An 18,173-nucleotide genomic window follows, 5' to 3' on the forward strand; every position below is an offset into this window, starting at 1 on the left:
TGCCGGCGCATCCGAAGAGATGTCTGCGACATCGGAAGAACTGGCCGCTCAGGCCGAGGAACTGCAGGCATCGATCGCCTTCTTCAAGGTCGATCGCACCGGCTCCAAGCAGCGAGGCCAGATCGCAGCAACCAAGCAAGCCCCAGCAAGATCTTCAGCACAGCCGACGCATAAAGGCTACACCACCCGGCCGGCTGAACAATCGTTGGCGGCGCAGCAGGCCCGTGCCAGGGGTTTCGCCCTCGACCTATCCATGGGTGGGCCGGACTCCGACGACGATGATTTCAGGGAGCGTGCATAATGGCTGCAATATCTTCCGAAGCGCAATTCGTAACCTTCGCCCTCGGCGAAGAGCTCTTCGCGGTCCCCGTGGAGGTGGTCCGCGAGATCCTTGACCATGAGGAGCCGTTCAAGATCCCGCATGGCCCGGAATATCTTCTGGGGTTGCGCGATGTCCGCGGTCAGGGTGTCCCGGTTATTGATCTCCGTCTGCGTCTCGGGATGTCCAGGACCGTCAAGACGTCCCATACGCGGATCCTGGTGCTCGATGTGCCTGTCGCCGATCGCGTTCTGGCGCTCGGCCTTGTGGCAGATCGGGTTTTCGAAGTCGTGCCGTTCCGCAGCGAGCAGATCGAGACCGCACCGGACATCGGCGTGCGCTGGCGCTCGGACTACATCGCGGGCGTCGTGCGACGGGACGGCGGCTTCGTGGTCATTGTCGATCTTGCGCGACTGTTCTCGGATTCCGGTTCGGCCCTCGCCGATGTCGGGCCGCAGGCTCAGGTCGCGTAGGAACAGGGACGCGGGCCTGGAAAGTCAACATGACGGGGGTGAGTGCGTGAGCATGGCGATGAGAAGCCAGCCGCTCGACGATCGGCTGAGCAAGCGCGATTTCGACGTACTGGCGGAATACATATACAATTACAGCGGCATCAAGATGCCCCATACGAAAATGACCATGCTGGAGGGGCGGCTTCGGCGGCGCCTGCGGGTCACCGGCATGCAGACCTTCGACAGCTATTGCGACTATCTTTTCAAGCAAGGCGGCATCGAGGCGGAAGCGATCTTCCTCATCGACGCGGTCACGACCAACAAGACCGACTTCTTCCGTGAACCGAAACATTTCGAATACATGACGAGGGCGGCACTGCCGGATATCCTGCGGAACTTCAACGAGCGACGCATCCGTACCTGGAGCTCCGCCTGCTCGACCGGCGCAGAACCTTACACCATGGCCATGGTGCTGTCCGACTATCTTGCGGCCAACGCGCCGGAGAGGGATTATTTCGTACTCGCAACGGACCTCTCCACCGACGTGCTGCAAAAGGCTCAACGCGGCATCTATCAGAGCGAACTTCTTCAGCCGGTCCCGTCCGAGATGATGCGGAAATACGTGATGCGGGCGTCGGATCCCCGCCGGCATGAAATGCGTATCGCTCCCAAGCTCCGTTCCCATGTGGGCTTCGCACGGCTGAACCTGATGGACGACGCCTATGCCGTCGGCGATCCGATGCATATGATTTTCTGCCGCAACGTCTTGATTTACTTCGATAAACATACCCAGAGCCATGTACTTACAAGGCTCTGTGACCGGCTGATGCCGGGGGGTTATCTGTTCATTGGCCATTCCGAAACGGTAACGGGGTTCGATCTGCCGATCAGACAGGTCGCGAATACGATCTTCAGGCGAGTATGAGCATGATGGGCAAAATCCGCGTCCTGATCATCGATGACTCGGCGAGCGTCCGGCAGATTTTGTCTTCAATCCTGTCGGCCGATCCCGATATCGAAGTCATGGGGGTCGCCAACGATCCCTTCATGGCGGCGCGGAAGATTCGTGAAGAAATCCCCGACGTCATCACGCTCGATGTCGAAATGCCCCAGATGGACGGCATCACTTTCCTGCGCAAGCTAATGTCGCAGCATCCCATTCCGGTGGTGATGTGTTCATCGCTGACGGAAGCCGGATCGGAAACTCTGATGCAGGCGCTGGAAGCCGGCGCCGTGGATATCATTCTGAAGCCGAAGATCGGCGCGGCGGATCATCTCGCCGAAGCGGCCGATCGCATCCGAACTGCGGTCAAAGGTGCCGCCCGCGCCCGGGTCGGCAAGCTGCGCGCATCGCGACTTGTGGAAGGAAGCACAACCGCCAAGCTTACCGCGGATGCGATCATGCCGCCTCCAAGAGCCGGCGCCATGGCAAAAACGACCGAAATGGTCGTCTGCGTCGGCGCGTCCACCGGCGGCACCGAAGCATTGCGCGAGCTTCTCGAGGCCCTGCCCGCTAACTCGCCGGGCATCGTCATCGTCCAGCACATGCCGGAGAAATTCACCGCAGCGTTTGCCCAACGCCTTAACAGCCTCTGCCAGGTGGAGGTCAAGGAGGCTGTCGACGGCGATCCTGTTCTGCGCGGCCACGTGCTGATCGCGCCCGGCGACAAGCACATGCTGCTCGAACGGCGTGGCGCCCGTTACGAAGTCTCCATCCGGTCTGGGCCGCTCGTCAGTCGCCATCGCCCTTCTGTCGACGTGCTGTTCCGCTCCGCCGCGAGGTCAGCGGGCGCCAACGCCATGGGCGTTATCATGACCGGCATGGGCGACGACGGCGCCCGCGGCATGAATGAGATGCATCAGGCCGGCGCCTATACGGTTGCCCAGGATGAAGCCACCTCGGTCGTCTTCGGCATGCCGAAGGAAGCGATCGCACATGGGGGCGTCGACAGGATCGTGCCGCTCGACCAGATCGGGCGGGAAATCCTAGCTGCCGATCGCCGGCGGTGAAATCTGCCAATTCAGCCTTCATGCCTCATTAACCATGTTTGGCAAGAATGACGCCACGCATCATGAGGGTGCGGTGAAGAGCAATTTGCGCTCGGCAGCCGGACGGGGACCCAAGATGCCAGTTATAACCTTTGCCAACACCAAGGGCGGTGCAGGCAAGACCACGGCCGTGCTTCTTCTCGCCACAGAACTGGTAGAGCAAGGCTATCGCGTCACGATCCTCGATGCCGATCCGCAATACTGGATCTCGCGCTGGCATCAGCTCTCGCCGGCGGACGACAGGCTCAATGTCATCTCCTATGTCACCCAGGCGTCGATCGAACGCCATATCCTGGAAAACCGGCACAAGACGGACTATTTCGTGCTGGATCTGCCCGGCGCCCAGAGCCCGCTGCTCGCCAAGGCGATCGGCCTCTCAGACCATGTCCTGATCCCCATCCAGGGCTGCGCCATGGACGCCCAAGGGGGCGCCAACGTCCTGGAACTGCTGCGCTACCTCGCAGAAAAGGCCAACCTCCGCGTGCCCCATTCCGTGGTGCTGACGCGCGTCAACTCCATGGTGACCACTCGCGCCCTGCTGACGGTCAAGATGCTGCTCGCAGAGCGCAATGTCGACGTGCTCGATACGCCGATCATCGAACGTGCTGCGTTCCGCGACATCTTCGATCTCGGCGGCACGCTTTACACGATGGACGAAGCCCGGATCAGCAATCTCGACAAGGCCCGGCAAAATGCAAGGCTTTTCGCGCTGGAAATGCTCCGCCGCGTGCCATTGCACAAACGCGCGCCGCTTTCGAGCCGCTTCGTCCGGGCCGCCTGAAGCGCGACCGGAAGAACTCTGCCTGGAGGTGAGTTTATGGCCGCGTCTTCTTGATCACGGTCACCGTGCCGGCATCGGCATCGACTGTAACCCAATCGCCGGTCTCGATCACCAACAGCGGATCCCGATCGAGATCGGTGACCGCCGGCACGCGGGTGACGACCGCACCGAGCGCGATCTTCGTCGTCATCCGCGTAAAGATCATCGCCGCAGGCTGGACGCCGTTCAATCGCGTCATATGGAAATAGGCCGACCAGCCGGACGAGCCCTTGGCGCCGGGAAAGACCAGAACCTTGCCGGCGAATGAGACCCCCCTGAGCTCGTGGCGACGTTCTATGATTGCACCGCTCCGCTCGTTGATGCCGCCCCAGCCGGAAATCGTCTCTGATGTCACCAGCGCCTCGCCCTCCGAGCGCCCCCCCACCACCTTGCGCCCCTTGAGGACGATGGTTTCAGTTCTGGTTTCGGCCGCGATATCCATCAGATCCTCCCGTTCCACGTCCCCGTCAGCGCGGCATCCACGCAATCACGTACGGAGCCGAACCAACCCTGCACCCCGGTGATCGCCGGCAGATAATGCGCCTGCTTGGCGGAATCGGTGGCGATGACGCGGGTCCCCTGTGGCAAACGGCGGGAGATGGCGGGACAGGTGTCGCTCATCACGACGCCGCCTGCTTCCTTGATGACATCGATGTAGCCATTGCGTTCGGCGACCTGCTTGATGGCCCGCGGCGTGTGCACCCACAGCGCCACATCCGAATGAATTCGATTGCCCTCAAGGAGATGGGCGATCAGCGACATCTGATCGATGGAGTTATGCGGGCAGCCAAGCATGATGAAATCGACTTTTTTCTCGGTCGCGCTCTGCAGCTTCTCATAGGTCTCGCGACGTTGTTGAGAACCGTACCGGAACGTGCCCTGCATTTTGCGGCCACCAAAGGCTTCCTCGACCGATTCCGCTTCCGGCGTGATCCCGGGGATATGATACATCTCGACACCGCCCGACGATGCCGCGGCAGCGCCAAAATGTTTGAGCTTGACGAGATCCGGCTGGCGGATAGGGCCTTCCACGACGGGAATATCTTCGCCGATCACCTCGCCGAGGTAATAGCCCAAAAGCCCCCAATCCATCATCTCGTCGACCTCGATATCGAGCTCGACCAAATGGGTGCCGCGACGGTTTTCGGTGATGTGGAAACCCCAATAAGGAATTCGGCCCGTCAGCGCCGCGGCACCGGTACTTTCCTTTCCCTCGACATTGGTTCGGGCACCCAGCACGGAGTTGCAGTAGATCACCGCCGAGGATTCCATCCATGCGCAATGCTCGCCCTTCACCGGCACATTGCCAACCTGATAGGGCGTGCAGGTGGCGAACATGTTGACGCCGCGGCGGCCGAGGAACTTTTCGTTTTCCCGCTGCATGTCCACAAGGGATTTATCAACGCCCTGCAGTTCCCAATTGTCGTTGTCGATACCGGTGATCAGCTGGCAGGTATGCGCCACCATATGCGGCACCTCCACCACCTCGTCGCTGTCGAGGTTGAGCTCGGAATAGACATGCTCCATGCCCTTCCGGGCGATCGGCTGCACAGAGGGCGTCGAGGCGTTGAAGGCGCCTGCAACATTGTTGGTCTCGACCAGCCGTTCAGCGCCGAGCGCTTCGCCGTAGCGCACGAGCAGGTCCATGGCACGTGCCTTGGCACGGCCGTGCTCGCCGTCATACATAGCCTTCTCATAGTCGCTCAGCTTCATCGCTTCCTCCTCACGATGCGGCGCGCATTTCCTCGTCGGACCAGCGATAATGCTTCTTTTCGACATTATCAGAAACCCGTTCGCGAAGTGCTGCGAGATCGATCTGGTGCACGCTGCCCGTCCCGGCAAGATCGAGAGCATTGGCGGCGGCCATGCCCATGCCGATGCAAGGCCCCATGACCCTTACACTCGAAAGGGCGGCGGAATCCGCATCGATACACCGACCGGCGGCCGCAACGTTATCGCATTCCTCCGGCGTCAGGCTGCCGAGCGGGATGTAGTGGGCATGGTCCTCGTCGAAGGTGATCCAATGATGACCGTCGCCATGATCATGCAACTCGATCGGCCACGCCGTGCGGGCGACAGCATCGTCAAACCTGGTGCCAGCCTTTATCTCTTCCACCGTCAGATGATGCCGACCGGCGATCCAGCGGGTCTGACGGATGCCCGGCAGGCCGAAGGAGCGGATGCGGGCATTGCCGAAGCATTCGGGAAACTCCGTCTTCAGGAACTCCACAGCACGCGCTGCCTGGTCTTTGCCTTCAAGCGCCTTCCTGGATGCCTCAACCGGATCGAGCGGCGTCTCCACATGGGTCATGTTCATTGCGGCGATGCCGCGGCCGGGAATAGTGAAGCCAAGCCCCTCGCGACGCAGGAGGCCGTAACCCGCGCCCTTGTCCTTCATCCGGTCGGCGATCTCGTAGCGCGTCGGCTGCTTTGCCTCATCGATATTCTCCAGTACCACCATCTGCGTGCCGAAGACGCCGCCCCTTTCGGGCTCGCGGCACGCAAAACCGGCTTGCCAGACGAGTGCGGCATCGCCGCTTGCCTCAACCCAGCCCGTAGCCTCGACGGATACGCCGCCGTAACGCGTCATGAAGTCCGTCTGAACGATACGTCGTCCCTCGACATGCACGTCGAGAATGGTGGCGCCAAGCACGACCTGAATACCCGCCTCAAGAACGGCATTCTCCATCCAGCGCCCGAGCACCACTTCGTCGTAATAAACGACGGTGGTATTTGGTCCGTGCCGGTAATGGACTGCCTTGTCCTGCGTCTCGAGGTAGGCAAGCAGCTCATCGGCCACGCCGTAGGTGAATTGATAGCCGTGGGTGCCGTTGGAAAAGAGGCCGCAGAAGGTGGCGATGATCGAGTTGACGGCCTGTCCGCCAAGCGCTGCCTGTCCATCCACGATGACCACCGAACGGCCGAGCCGAGCCGCTTCGAGGGCTGCGGAAATACCGGCGATACCCGCGCCGACGACGCAGATATCTGCCTTAAGCTTGCGAAACGGCGCCGCCTTTTCGCGCCTGACGATCCGGGTTTCCCTGCTCAGCATCTGTGACATCACGCCTCTTTCGCACGGTGCCGTATCCTGTCGGCACTTATCGGTCGGATGGTAGCTGAAGATACCGTCATCGGAACCCGGCAAGTTAAGCGATCAGCTTTCGTGTTTTGCGAAAACTGGAAGGTAAACAAGCGCTGATCTCCTGTCAGAAGGCAGGAATGTCCTGTGTTGGAATTCCTTGCGCAAACCGTTTCTGCGCATAGGCGATGAACTCGGCGACGACGTTCCTGTTCATCTTGATGCGCGGCACCGACGCCTTGACCCATAACGGTTCAACCGGAAACTCCGGCATCACTTCCTCCAGCATACCATTGTCCAGATCCGACTGCGCGAGGAACCGCGGGAGGATCGCGAGCCCTAATCCCTGCCTGGCGGCGGCAAGCAGGATACGGCTGTCGTTCGCGGTAAAATTCGAGGTTATTTCCACGTTGAGCGCGCTTGTTTCCAATTGGAAGGTCCAGGTCGTGCCGATGGTATGGAACGTGATGCATTCATGGCCGACAAGCTCTGTCGGAGTCTTGGGCCTCCTGCGGTTTGCAAAATAACTCGGTGCCGCGCAAAGGGCTCGCGGATACGGGCAGAGCGGGTGGTCGATCACATAGGCATAGGATTGCGGCAACGCGCCCACCGCCACATCAAACCCTTCCTCCAGCGGGTTCACGGAGCGGTCGAGCAGCACGATCTCCAGCTTGACCCGCGGATTGGCCGCCTGGAAGGCGGCACAGATATCGCCGAAGAACATCGACGTCAGCGTCGTCGGCGCCTTGATGCGCAGCGAACCTGTCAATCCCAGTTCCTGCGTATTGGGCGTGGCCAAGGTCTCCTCGATCTCCCCGACGAGAAGCTGCAGCCGCGGCCTTAACCGCTCCCCATCGAGCGTCAACGCCAAACGTCGCGTTGTACGCACGAAAAGCTGGGTTTTCAGATGGTCTTCGAGACGCCTGACCCGCTTCGTGATGACGGAGGTCGCAACACCCAGATCTCGACCGGCCGCAGAAAAACTCCCAGCGCGGGCGGTTGCGAGAAAGGCGCCGATATCGAGAAGTATGTTCACTGTCTTCTCATTCCGAGCAAAAATCGAAGCGGGCATCAGACATGCAAATCAGAGCCTGCGCAACTTCACCTTATTTACAAAGCGCGCTATGAAGTGCGAACTCCGCCCTCACCCGTTCTACCGCCCTGATATCGGAGAGGCGCAATGCTATCCAGGCAGATACGGTCGCCCAGGCGGCGCGCATATAATGGTCCGCGCGGTAAAGCGCCGCGTCAGGATCACTCTGCATCGCCATCATCCGCTCGCTCAGCGCCTCAAAGTCGTCGAGAACCGTAAGCAGCGCCTCTGACGCCTCCGGATGTTCCGCGGAATAGGCGTCCACCTCGTCCCGCGCCTTCTGAAGAAAAACGCTGAGCCCCTTGCCCTCGTCACGCCAGAGGCGCCGCGCCAGAAAATCCAACGCCTGCATACCCGTCGTGCCTTCGTAAATCGTCATGACGCGGGAATCCCGCAGATACTGTTCGAGGGGCCAGTCACGGGTGAAGCCGGCGCCGCCGAGCACCTGTATTGCCCGATGGGCGACATCGAAGCCCGTTTCCGCGCCGAAATTCTTGATCAGCGGCAGCATCCAGCCGCAAAAATCCTCCAGCCCCGGCTCGGCTTCCAACTGAGCCAGATCCATGGCAGTCGCCAGTTCCAGCACTGCTGCGCGCATGATTTCGGTCGAGCTGCGCAACTCATGGAGCTGTCGCCGAATATCCGGATGGCTGGCGATCGGCACCGGTGGCTGGTCCGCCGGGCCACCCTGTCGGCGCTCTCGGGCATAGTCCTCGGCAATATCGGCGGCAGCGGACGCAATACCCAGCCCTTGGCAGCCGGTGAGAAGCCGCATCAACTCGATCATGGTGAAGAGCTGCGGCAGGCCGCGCCCTTCCTTGCCAAGGAGAACCCCCTTTGCATTGTCGAATCGCATGGCGCAGGTCGGGGAGCCGTGCAGGCCCATCTTCTCCTCGATCCGGTCGAGCGTGACCCCGTTCGGCTGGCCATCGACGAAATTCGGCACGAGAAAGAGGCTGATGCCGCGTGTGCCCGGCTGATTGTTCGTGCGGGCAAGCAGGCAATGGCCGATGCGTGTCGCCATATCGTGATCGCCGAAGGAAATCCAGATCTTCTGACCCGTGACGAGCCATTCTCCATCTAGGAACTCGGCTTTCGTACGAAGCCGCCCGACATCGGACCCGGCCTCCGGCTCCGAGATGCAGATCGTAGCCGCCCATTCGCCCGAGGCGAGCTTCGGGACCCATTCGCGTGCAGTCGCCTCGTCGGCCACCTCGGCCAGAAGATGGGCCGCGGCCCGCGTGGAGCCCGCCGCCATCATGAGTGCGACGCAGCCGCGTTCGAAGAGGGGTGCACAAGCGGCATGCAGCGTCAGCGGCACCGCCTGCCCGCCGAACTCCTCCGGCACGTCCATTCCGAGCCAGCCGGCGTCGGCATATTGCCGGAACGCATCGGCAAATCCATCGGGCGTCTTGACGCGGCCATCAACGACCCGTGCGCCGACCCGGTCACCGACCGTATTCAACGGCGCCAGTATGCCTTCGGCAAAATTCGCCGCTTCCCCGACGATCGCCACGACCGTCTCATCGTCGCAATCTTGCCGCATCTCCTTCAACCGCTGCCAGCCCGGCGTCAGGGCCAGGAGATCCAGCGTCCGGTTTGCCTGATCCTGGAAAGACATCTGTGTCACCGCGGCTGCATGCGGATGCCGCCGTCGAGCCGGATCACTTCGCCGTTGACATACTGGTTCTCAATCAGGAACCGCACCGCATCGGCAAATTCCGCCGGATCGCCGAGCCTCGACGGATAAGGGATCGCAGCGGCCAGACTATCCTGCGCCTCCTGTGGCAATTCGTGGAGCAAGGGAGTGAGAAAAATGCCCGGCGCCACCGTATTGACGCGGATACCGAAGCGCGAGAATTCGCGTGCCGCCGGCAGCGCCAGGGAAACTATGCCTCCCTTGGAGGCCGCATAGGCCGCCTGACCGACCTGCCCCTCAAAGGCGGCGACGGAGGCCGTGTTGACGATCACGCCGCGCGCCTTGTCATCCCGTTCCGGCAGCGCCGCCATGCGCTCGGCCGCAAGCCGCATCATGTTGAACGTGCCGATCAGGTTGATGCGGATCACTCTTTCGAAATCGGCCAACGGCATCGGGCCTTGCTTGCCGAGGATGCGTCCGGCGGTGCCTATGCCTGCGCAGTTGACGAGAATTCTAAGACCGTCGCCGGCTCCGGCTGCAATATCCAGTGCACGCGATGCATCACCTTCGTTTGTCACGTCGCCAAGGAGCGCCGTCCCGCCAATTTCACCCGCTACCTTCTCCGCGGCAGCCGAATTCCGGTCGAAGATATGCACGATCGCCCCAAGTTTCGCGAGCTGGCGCGCCGTCGCCTCGCCGAGCCCCGATCCGCCGCCCGTCACAACCGCGCTCGCTCCCTCGATCTTCATGCCGCAAGCTCCTTCCCGACGCGGATGACATCCACTCCATCCGCATAAAGCGCCTCGACCAGGTCCTTACGTTGAGCGAGCACGGCACGCTGGTTGATCGAACCCTTGTCGGTCACTTCGCCCTTTTCGAAACGCAACGGCTCGGTCATCAGCATCACACGCATGATGCGCGTCGCCGAACCGCTTGCCTGCCGCTGATGGCCGGCAAGGCGCGAAGCGATCGCCGTCCTCACCTTGGGATGCGCGATCACCGCCTCATCGGAAAGGCCGGTCTCTCCTGCAATGATCTCCCGCAAAGCCGGCATGAACGGCACGGCAAGCGCGCCGAGTTCTGCCCGGTTTTCGCCGGTGATGACAGCATCGCGGATAAGACCGCCAAACTGGTTGACGAACTGTGCGCGCAACATGCCGACGGCGACCCAGGTGCCCGTCTGCAGCTTGAAATTCTCCGCCGTCCGACCGTCAAAGTAGAACCCCTTGCTCGGGTCGCCGGGAACCGCAAACTTCACGGCGTCGCCTATGCGGTAAAATCCTTCTTCATCGAAGGCGGCTGCCGTCAGCTTCTCGTTCCGCCAATAACCGGGGGTGATGTTCGGACCCTTCAGGCGCAGTTCGAACTTGTCTTCGAAGGGCACCAGCTTCAGCGTGACGCCTTGAGCAGGTATCCCAATATTGCCTGGTTTGTCCTGAGGATCCGTGCAAAAAAGCGAAAATGGCGCCGTTTCCGTGGAACCTAAGCCCGTGCCGAGGGGAATGCTTCCCCCTACAGTCATTTCCGCAAGCTCGATCAACGCATCCCAGGTGTGCTGCGCCATGCCGGCGCCGGCATACATCATCATTTTCAGGTTCTTGAAGAAGTTCTGGCGGAGCGTATCGTCCTCGCGCATTTCCTGCACCAGCATCTCGTAACCGGCAGGCACGTTGAAATACCAGGTGGGCGAGATCTCTCTCAGATTGGCGATTGTCTGGCCGATCAGCTTCGGCGTCGGCTTGCCGCGGTCGATATAATAGGTGCCGCCGTGATAGATCACGATGTTGAAGCACTTGTTACCGCTCGCCGTATGGTTCCACGGAGACCAATCGACAAGGACCGGAGGCTCGTCGCGGAAATAAGCATAGCAGTCAGCCACCATTTCCTGGTTCGAGCAGAGCATGCGTTGAGTCTGGATCACTCCCTTGGGAGAACCCGTAGTGCCGGAAGTGAAGAGAAATTTCGCCATCGTATCAGGGCCGACGGCGTCGAATGCCTCGTCCACGGCCGCTGTCGGCTCGGTACCGATGACGTCCTCAAACTGATATGAGTTGGACCGGTCACCCGGGAGATTGCTGATGGCAACGAATGGGACATCATCGCCGAAAGCCGTATCGACGGCTTTGCGGAAGACGGCCGCGTCATCGGCGAACACCAGGCCCGGCGTGATCTGCGCGGCAATTTCGGCAAGTTTTCCAAAGTCGGCGGATAGCGTTGCATATGCCGGCGCGATCGCCGCCGAAGGTATCCCGACATGCTGGGCGCCGAGCGCCATCAGGGCGTGTTCGATCGAATTTTCGGAGAGAATGACGAGCGGACTTTCGGCGGAAAGTTTCAGGTCGAGCAGGAACTGACCGATACGCCGTACCCGGTCGAGCGCCTCTCCATAGGTTACGGTCCGCCAGCCCCCTGTCGCGTCGCGATCGGCCATCCAGGCGCGGTCGGGCGCAGTCTTTGCCCAATGCACCAGCCGCTCGTTGAGCTTGTCCGGATAAGCACCGAGGGGATCGTCCCGCCAGACCAGGAACTCGCCGCCCGGCCGTTCCTCCCACTTTACCACAGGCGACCACAGCTTTACATCACGCGCGGATTGACCGGCCATGACACTCCTCCCAGACGTCAATGCCTCCACAGGCTCCCAAAAATTTGTTTACAAGGAAACAATCTCCATGTAAACGATCAAAAACTCAAGGCGGATGAATGGGAGCGTCCGTTGCTGGAGGAGTAAGCACAAAATGGCCGATCAGACGGCAACGAGCTTCGTGACCTATGAGCTCAAGGGCAAGATCGCCCATATTGGTCTCAACCGCCCGGAAAAACGCAACGCCATCAGCGACCGCTTCGTCGAGATGATCGCCGAGGCAATAGCCCGCGCCGAAAGCGAGGCGAAAGCCGTCGTCCTTTTCGGCCATGGCGACCATTTCTGTGCAGGGCTCGACCTTGCCGAACATGTGAAGAAGACGCCGATCGAAGGCGTGCGTGGCTCGCGCCGCTGGCATGCGGTATTTTCCGGCATCGAGCACGGCACAATCCCGTGGATTTCGGCTCTGCATGGCGCGGTGGTCGGGGGCGGCCTGGAACTTGCGGCGGCCACGCATATCCGCGTCGCGGATCGCTCCGCCTTCTTTGCGCTGCCGGAAGGCCAGCGCGGCATCTTTGTCGGCGGCGGCGGTTCGGTGCGAGTCGCGCGGCTGATGGGCGTCGCGCGAATGACCGACATGATGCTGACCGGTCGCGTCGCCTCCGCCGAAGAAGCTGAGAGTTGGAACCTCGCCCAGTACGTGGTCGAAAAAGGCACGGCGCGGCAAAAGGCGCACGCGCTGGCGGAAGCGGCCGCGAGCAATGCCGAGATTTCCAATTACGCCGTCATCAATGCGCTCCCGCGCATTCAGGATATGGCGAAGGAAGACGGCCTGTTCGTGGAATCCTTCATCTCCTCGTTTACCGCCACCAGTCCGGAAGCCGAGGAGCGGCTGCGGGCCTTTCTGGAAAAGCGGGCTGCGCGTTTGAAGGCGCCGGGTTCGGCCTGAGAGGACACCATCATGGATATGCCAGTCCGCACGTCAGAAGACGTCGATCTAGACCGGCTCAGCACGGCGCTCGGCTTCCTGATGCGGCTCGCGCAGCTCAAGATCTATGAGCGGTTTTTCGAAGAAGTCGGAGAGCACCACCTGAAACCGGGCGAGTTCTCCGTTCTCTGGGTCATCCTTCACAACCCCGGCATCCGCCAGAGCCTGCTCGGCCAAAGGCTGATGATCAAACGCGCCCACATGACCAAACTCATCCGCGCGCTGGAAGATCAGGGCCTCGTCACACGCCAGGTTCCTGACGATGATCGCCGGGCGGTCGAAATCACGCTTACGCCGGCTGCCGCAGACAAAATCAGACAGGCAAGCCATTGGTTTTTCACCTACGAGGATTCCGTTGGCGAAAACCTGACCAGGGACGAACGCCAGCAACTGACGGGCCTCTTACGGAAATTCGTCGGGATTGACTGAAACAGGATCGGGAGGAGCCGGCCTTGAATATCGATGAACTGCTCGCGATCGACATCCATACCCATGCGGAGGAGCCCTGCTGCGGTCCGCGCGACGACGGCTACGACGAATTCCAGGCCGGCATGGCGAAATATTTCAAGAACCCGGCCGGCCACAAGGGCATGCTGCCGACGGTGAATGAAACCGCCGTCTATTATCGTGAGCGCAAGATCGGCTGTGTGATCTTCCCGGTCGACGCCGAACGGGAAACCGGCTTCCGCCGTTACAATAACGAAGAAGTAGCCATGATCGCCGCCGAAAACAGTGACATCATGATCCCCTTCGCCTCGATCGACCCGGCGAAAGGCAAGGCCGGCGCACGGGAAGCCCGCCGCCTTGTACGGGAGTTCGGCGTCAAGGGTTTCAAATTTCACCCGACCATGCAGGGTTTTTACCCCAATGACCGGATGGCATATCCGCTTTACGAAGCAATTGCCGAGGAAGGCGCGATCACACTCTTCCATACCGGCCAAACCGGTGTCGGCGCCGGCATGCGCGGCGGCATGGGCATGCGGCTCAAGTTCTCGAACCCCATCCATCTCGATGACGTGGCGGTCGATTTCCCCGATATGCCCATCATCCTGGCTCACCCTTCTTTCCCGTGGCAGGAAGAAGCGCTGTCGGTCGCGACCCACAAACCGAATGTCTATATCGACATGTCCGGCTGGTCGCCCAAATATTTCCCGCCGATCCTAGTGCAGTACGCCAACTCCATCCTGAAGCACAAAATGCTGTTCGGCTCGGATTGGCCGGCAATCACGCCGGATCGCTGGATGGCCGATTTTGCCAATATTCCAATCAAGGATGAGGTGCGGCCTCTGATCCTCAAGGAGAATGCCCGCAAGCTTCTCAAGATCTAAAAAGTCGCGCAACAGCGCGTCCCGGCTGCTCAGACTTCCGCGACAAGCGGCGTTGGATCAGAAAGAGCTGTCTGCATGAGATCAGTTAAAAGAGGAGTCAAAGCCGATTGACGCCGGCAGCACCGTCAACGACGGCGAAGCGTTGGAAAACAGCGGCAGGTGAATTCCGCTGCTTGCGGTCGGCAATGCCGATGAAATCCACCTCCGCAGACCGCTCGCTGAGACGCATGATCGCATAACCATGCTTGCCGGAGGCAAACTTGAGATGCGGGTTCTCGGCGAGAGCCGTCGCCAGGCTCGCCTCCGACGGAGCATCCGAGGTGATCGAGCCGCAGACGAATTCGCTGGCGATCGGACGCGCCTTTTCATCCATGAAATCCCGCTTCACATCGGCGGCATAGAAGGCATGCAGATCACCGCCGATGACAATCGGGTTCGAGGCAGCCGAAGACTGTACGGCGCTCAGTAATCTGCCACGCGCGGCGCGGTAGCCGTCCCAGCCGTCAAGATTATAACCCGTCTCAGGCCCCACCTTGGTGTCGCGTTCCGAAACCAGCGTCTGCTGAGCGATGATATTCCATTTCGCCTGCGACATGCCGAGCGTTCTTGCCAGCCATTGTTCCTGGACCGACCCCAGCATGGTCCGCTCCGCCTGATCGTTCCCGGCGGTGCCTTGAAGCTGCGGCGAGCGGTATTGCCGCGTATCGAGCAGGCTCACGCCAAGCAGATTGCCAAAGCGATAGTGATCATAAATGCGCAGCGCGTCGAAGCCGGCAGCCAGGGCCGGCGGGACCGGCATGTGTTCGAACCAGGCCTGATAAGCAGCACGGCGGCGGTCGAGGAACTCCGCCCGGTTCGGAGCATCCGGCGCGCGATCGCTCGCATAATTGTTGGTGACCTCGTGATCGTCCCAGATGGTGAGCCAAGGGAAAGCGGCATGCGCCACCTGCAATTGCGGGTCCGACTTGTATAACGCGTAGCGATCACGGAATTCGTAGAGAAGCGAAGGCACGCCGGTTCCATGCCGGCGGACAAGCTCGGCACCGTAGCTGCGTTCGTAGATGTAGTCGCCGAGGTGCACGACGAGATCGAGGTCGCTCCTGGCCATCTCACCGTAGGCGCTGTAGAAACCCTGCTCATATTGCTGGCAGGAAGCGAAAGCGAAACGGAAAGCGTCTCCGCTTTCTGGCGCAGTTCGGGTGCGGCCGACCGGACTTGTCGCATTGCCGGAGCGGAAGCGGTAGAAATACCAGCGGCCGGGCTTCAGGCCCTTTACTTCCACATGCACCGAATGCGCGAATTCCGGTACGGCGCGGAAAAGACCGGACTGTACCGTTTTCGAGAACGTCTCGTCCTCGGCGACCATCCACTCAATGTCCATAGGTTCCGCCACCCGCTTCGGAGCAGGGGCAAAAGGATCGGCGGAAGTGATCGCAGACGTATCTTCCAGAATCAGTCGCGTCCAGATGACGACACTGTTCGCCCGCGGCGAGCCGGAGGCGACGCCCAGAGAAAACGGATCAGCCTTAAAACTTGCCGCACGTGCCTGCCCGAGCGGTCGCCAGATGGCCGCAGCCGCAAGTCCGCATGCCAGGAGGCTTCGCCGATCAATGCGTGGCATAGATTAGTCCTTCCAGCGCCCGGCGATCCTTGCCTAGATATTGCGTCGCTTGCCTTCGAGCAGGTCGAGGATGGAGTTCGCAGCATCGAGAACATTGGTGCCGGGACCGAATACCGCCGAGACGCCATGTTCCATCAGATAGTCGTAGTCCTGTCGGGGGACCACACCTCCGACGACAACGATGATGTTTTTGGCACCGTTCTGTTTCAGCGCCTTCACGAGCTGCGGCGCCAGCGTCCTGTGGCCGGCGGCAAGCGAAGACATACCGACCACTTGCACCTTTTCCTTGATCGCAAGCTCGGCAGCCTCTTCGGGCGTCTGGAACAGCGGGCCGGCGAGCACGTCGAAGCCTATGTCCCCGAAGGCGGAAGCGATTACCTTGGCGCCGCGGTCATGGCCATCCTGGCCAAGCTTGGCGACCATGATCTTCGGGGTGCCGGATCTTTTGGCGTAATCGGCAAGGCGCGCGGTAAGGGTCTTATATTCCGGATCGTCCTCGTAGGCGGGGCCATAGATATCGCCGACCACTTCCGGCACGGCGGAATGGTCACCGAAGGCCTTGCGCATCGCATCGGAGATTTCTCCCACCGTGGCACGGGCCCGCGCCGCCTCGACCGCAGCGGCGAGTAGGTTGCCCTGACCGGAACGGGCGACATCGGAGAGGGCATTCAGTGTCTTCTCGACTTGCGCCGGATCACGCTGGCGGCGTACCTCCTCCAGCCGCTTGATCTGAGCCTTCCGGACTGCGGTGTTGTCGATCGCCAGGATATCCAGCTCGTCCTCGTTCTCCAGCCGATACTTGTTGACGCCGACGATGATCTCCTCGCCACGGTCCACTGCAGCCTGGCGCCGGGTGGCGGCCTCCTCTATCAGCCGCTTCGGCAAACCTTCGGCGACAGCTTTCGTCATACCCCCCATGGCCTCCACCTCCTCAATCAGCGCCCAGGCCTTTTCCGCCAATTCATTGGTGAGGCTTTCGACATAATAGGAGCCTGCCAACGGATCGACGACCTTGGTGACGCCGGTCTCGTGCTGCAAAATAAGCTGCGTATTGCGGGCGATGCGGGCGGAAAAATCCGTCGGAAGCGCCATGGCTTCGTCCAGGGCATTGGTGTGCAGCGACTGCGTGCCGCCGAGAACGGCCGAGAGAGCCTCGTAGGCGGTGCGGATAACGTTGTTATATGGATCCTGCTCCTGCAGCGAGACGCCTGATGTCTGGCAGTGGGTGCGCAGCATCAGCGACGATGCCTTCTGGGGCTTGAATTCTTCCATGATGCTGGACCAGAGCAGGCGCGCGGCACGCAGCTTTGCCGCCTCCATGAAGAAGTTCATGCCGATTGCGAAGAAGAAGGAAAGACGGCCGGCAAACTCGTCGACGTTCAGGCCCTTTGCAAGCGCAGCGCGAACATATTCGCGGCCGTCGGCGAGCGTGAAGGCCAGTTCCTGCACCAGCGTCGCGCCCGCCTCCTGCATATGATAGCCGGATATGGAAATTGAATTGAAGCGCGGCATTTCCTTCGCGGTATACTCGATAATGTCGGCGACGATCCGCATGGAGGGCTCAGGCGGGTAGATGTAGGTATTGCGGACCATGAACTCCTTCAGGATGTCGTTCTGGATGGTGCCGGAAAGCTCGGCCCGCGAACAGCCCTGCTCCTCGCCGGCGACGATGAAGGAGGCAAGGATGGGGATTACGGCGCCGTTCATGGTCATGGAGACGGACATTTCCTTCAACGGAATTCCGTCGAAGAGGATCTTCATGTCCTCTACGCTATCGATCGCCACCCCCGCCTTGCCGACGTCGCCCTCCACGCGGGGATGGTCGGAGTCGTAGCCGCGATGGGTGGCAAGATCGAAAGCGACCGAAAGACCCTTCTGACCGGCAGCCAGATTGCGGCGATAGAAGGCGTTGGAGGCTTCGGCCGTCGAGAAACCGGCATATTGGCGGATGGTCCACGGCCTTCCGGCATACATGGTGGCACGTGGCCCACGTACGAAAGGCTTGAAACCCGGCAGCGAACCGAGATGATTGACGCCCTGAAGATCTTCGTCCGTGTATAGCGGCTTGACATCGATGCCCTCCGGGGTGTGCCAGAGGAGCGTTTCCGGCGGCGCCTTCAGCTCTTTTTCCGCCAGAGCTTCCCAATCTTTCACGGTCTTTTCGGACATCGTTCAAACCTCATTACCGCAAAGCGCTCGCGCCT

At 60.9% G+C, this 18,173-nt stretch carries 16 protein-coding genes and 1 pseudogene; 8 read left to right on the forward strand and 9 right to left on the reverse strand.

Features of this window, described 5'->3' with window-relative positions; all coding sequences use genetic code 11:
- The 5 genes and pseudogenes from EDE09_RS26180 to EDE09_RS26200 all read left to right on the forward strand — a co-directional run.
- A pseudogene (locus tag EDE09_RS26180) lies at nucleotides 1–301 on the forward strand (methyl-accepting chemotaxis protein); the annotation flags it as partial.
- Nucleotides 301–792 carry a chemotaxis protein CheW gene (locus EDE09_RS26185; RefSeq protein ID WP_105373552.1) on the forward strand — a complete coding sequence of 164 codons (492 nt, stop codon included), beginning with the start codon at nucleotides 301–303 and terminating at the stop codon, nucleotides 790–792. The pseudogene EDE09_RS26180 and the gene EDE09_RS26185, both read left to right, overlap by 1 nt.
- Nucleotides 793–844: 52 nt before the next feature.
- On the forward strand, nucleotides 845–1,696 hold the full coding sequence (locus EDE09_RS26190; RefSeq protein ID WP_132413347.1) for a protein-glutamate O-methyltransferase CheR: 852 nt from the start codon (nucleotides 845–847) through the stop codon (nucleotides 1,694–1,696).
- A gap of 2 nt (nucleotides 1,697–1,698) precedes the next feature.
- Nucleotides 1,699–2,781 (forward strand): chemotaxis response regulator protein-glutamate methylesterase, encoded by a 1,083-nt coding sequence (locus tag EDE09_RS26195; RefSeq protein WP_132413349.1) that lies wholly within the window; start codon nucleotides 1,699–1,701, stop codon nucleotides 2,779–2,781.
- A gap of 115 nt (nucleotides 2,782–2,896) precedes the next feature.
- Entirely contained in the window at nucleotides 2,897–3,601 is a 705-nt protein-coding gene (locus tag EDE09_RS26200; protein WP_132413351.1) for a ParA family protein, read from the forward strand.
- Between the two features lie 34 nt (nucleotides 3,602–3,635).
- Here the strand turns inward: EDE09_RS26200 and EDE09_RS26205 are convergent, their stop codons facing one another.
- The 7 genes from EDE09_RS26205 to EDE09_RS26235 form a co-directional block, all read right to left on the reverse strand.
- Nucleotides 3,636–4,082, reverse strand: coding sequence for a DUF126 domain-containing protein (locus tag EDE09_RS26205; RefSeq protein WP_105373549.1), 447 nt, complete (start codon nucleotides 4,080–4,082; stop codon nucleotides 3,636–3,638).
- A complete protein-coding gene (locus EDE09_RS26210) occupies nucleotides 4,082–5,353 on the reverse strand; it encodes an aconitase X catalytic domain-containing protein (RefSeq protein ID WP_112796806.1) in 1,272 nt (423 codons plus the stop codon). Before EDE09_RS26210 ends, EDE09_RS26205 begins: the two co-directional genes overlap by 1 nt.
- 10 nt (nucleotides 5,354–5,363) lie before the next feature.
- Complete coding sequence (locus tag EDE09_RS26215; protein WP_132413353.1) at nucleotides 5,364–6,701, reverse strand: FAD-dependent oxidoreductase; 1,338 nt, start codon at nucleotides 6,699–6,701, stop codon at nucleotides 5,364–5,366.
- Nucleotides 6,702–6,846: 145 nt separating this feature from the next.
- A complete protein-coding gene (locus EDE09_RS26220; protein WP_132413355.1) occupies nucleotides 6,847–7,755 on the reverse strand; it encodes a LysR family transcriptional regulator in 909 nt (302 codons plus the stop codon).
- Between the two features lie 70 nt (nucleotides 7,756–7,825).
- Entirely contained in the window at nucleotides 7,826–9,433 is a 1,608-nt protein-coding gene (locus EDE09_RS26225) for an acyl-CoA dehydrogenase family protein (protein ID WP_165924273.1), read from the reverse strand.
- Between the two features lie 5 nt (nucleotides 9,434–9,438).
- A complete protein-coding gene (locus tag EDE09_RS26230; protein WP_132413357.1) occupies nucleotides 9,439–10,200 on the reverse strand; it encodes an SDR family NAD(P)-dependent oxidoreductase in 762 nt (253 codons plus the stop codon).
- Nucleotides 10,197–12,053 carry a feruloyl-CoA synthase gene (locus EDE09_RS26235; RefSeq protein WP_132413359.1) on the reverse strand — a complete coding sequence of 619 codons (1,857 nt, stop codon included), beginning with the start codon at nucleotides 12,051–12,053 and terminating at the stop codon, nucleotides 10,197–10,199. Before EDE09_RS26235 ends, EDE09_RS26230 begins: the two co-directional genes overlap by 4 nt.
- Nucleotides 12,054–12,186: 133 nt before the next feature.
- On the opposite strand from EDE09_RS26235, the gene EDE09_RS26240 reads away from it, so the two are divergent.
- From EDE09_RS26240 to EDE09_RS26250, 3 genes are read left to right on the forward strand one after another with little or no spacing between them, the layout of a single operon-like run.
- Nucleotides 12,187–12,981 (forward strand): crotonase/enoyl-CoA hydratase family protein, encoded by a 795-nt coding sequence (locus tag EDE09_RS26240; RefSeq protein WP_132413361.1) that lies wholly within the window; start codon nucleotides 12,187–12,189, stop codon nucleotides 12,979–12,981.
- A 12-nt stretch (nucleotides 12,982–12,993) separates the two neighbouring features.
- Nucleotides 12,994–13,449, forward strand: a complete 456-nt coding sequence (locus EDE09_RS26245; protein WP_132413363.1) for a MarR family transcriptional regulator — start codon at nucleotides 12,994–12,996, stop codon at nucleotides 13,447–13,449.
- 23 nt (nucleotides 13,450–13,472) lie between these two features.
- Nucleotides 13,473–14,348 carry an amidohydrolase family protein gene (locus tag EDE09_RS26250; RefSeq protein WP_105383910.1) on the forward strand — a complete coding sequence of 292 codons (876 nt, stop codon included), beginning with the start codon at nucleotides 13,473–13,475 and terminating at the stop codon, nucleotides 14,346–14,348.
- 97 nt (nucleotides 14,349–14,445) lie between these two features.
- On the opposite strand, the gene EDE09_RS26255 is transcribed toward EDE09_RS26250, so the two are convergent.
- Complete coding sequence (locus EDE09_RS26255; RefSeq protein WP_132413365.1) at nucleotides 14,446–15,969, reverse strand: alkaline phosphatase D family protein; 1,524 nt, start codon at nucleotides 15,967–15,969, stop codon at nucleotides 14,446–14,448.
- A gap of 33 nt (nucleotides 15,970–16,002) precedes the next feature.
- The gene (scpA, locus tag EDE09_RS26260; protein WP_132413367.1) at nucleotides 16,003–18,138 is read right to left on the reverse strand and encodes a methylmalonyl-CoA mutase; all 2,136 of its coding nucleotides are present in this window, start codon (nucleotides 18,136–18,138) and stop codon (nucleotides 16,003–16,005) included.
- Nucleotides 18,139–18,173: the final 35 nt, after the last annotated feature.

The sequence above is a fragment of the Neorhizobium sp. S3-V5DH genome (genome assembly GCF_004343065.1).
Lineage (GTDB): Bacteria > Pseudomonadota > Alphaproteobacteria > Rhizobiales > Rhizobiaceae > Neorhizobium > Neorhizobium huautlense.

Excerpts from the sequence above, each read along its gene's own strand:
- EDE09_RS26185 (WP_105373552.1), top strand. The coding sequence starts at position 301 with ATGGCTGCAATATCTTCCGAAGCGCAATTCGTAACCTTCGCCCTCGGC.
- EDE09_RS26190 (WP_132413347.1), top strand. The coding sequence starts at position 845 with ATGGCGATGAGAAGCCAGCCGCTCGACGATCGGCTGAGCAAGCGCGAT.
- EDE09_RS26195 (WP_132413349.1), top strand. The coding sequence starts at position 1,699 with ATGATGGGCAAAATCCGCGTCCTGATCATCGATGACTCGGCGAGCGTC.
- EDE09_RS26200 (WP_132413351.1), top strand. The coding sequence starts at position 2,897 with ATGCCAGTTATAACCTTTGCCAACACCAAGGGCGGTGCAGGCAAGACC.
- EDE09_RS26205 (WP_105373549.1), bottom strand. The coding sequence starts at position 4,082 with ATGGATATCGCGGCCGAAACCAGAACTGAAACCATCGTCCTCAAGGGG.
- EDE09_RS26210 (WP_112796806.1), bottom strand. The coding sequence starts at position 5,353 with ATGAAGCTGAGCGACTATGAGAAGGCTATGTATGACGGCGAGCACGGC.
- EDE09_RS26215 (WP_132413353.1), bottom strand. The coding sequence starts at position 6,701 with ATGTCACAGATGCTGAGCAGGGAAACCCGGATCGTCAGGCGCGAAAAG.
- EDE09_RS26225 (WP_165924273.1), bottom strand. The coding sequence starts at position 9,433 with ATGTCTTTCCAGGATCAGGCAAACCGGACGCTGGATCTCCTGGCCCTG.
- EDE09_RS26230 (WP_132413357.1), bottom strand. The coding sequence starts at position 10,200 with ATGAAGATCGAGGGAGCGAGCGCGGTTGTGACGGGCGGCGGATCGGGG.
- EDE09_RS26235 (WP_132413359.1), bottom strand. The coding sequence starts at position 12,053 with ATGGCCGGTCAATCCGCGCGTGATGTAAAGCTGTGGTCGCCTGTGGTA.
- EDE09_RS26240 (WP_132413361.1), top strand. The coding sequence starts at position 12,187 with ATGGCCGATCAGACGGCAACGAGCTTCGTGACCTATGAGCTCAAGGGC.
- EDE09_RS26245 (WP_132413363.1), top strand. The coding sequence starts at position 12,994 with ATGGATATGCCAGTCCGCACGTCAGAAGACGTCGATCTAGACCGGCTC.
- EDE09_RS26255 (WP_132413365.1), bottom strand. The coding sequence starts at position 15,969 with ATGCCACGCATTGATCGGCGAAGCCTCCTGGCATGCGGACTTGCGGCT.
- scpA (WP_132413367.1), bottom strand. The coding sequence starts at position 18,138 with ATGTCCGAAAAGACCGTGAAAGATTGGGAAGCTCTGGCGGAAAAAGAG.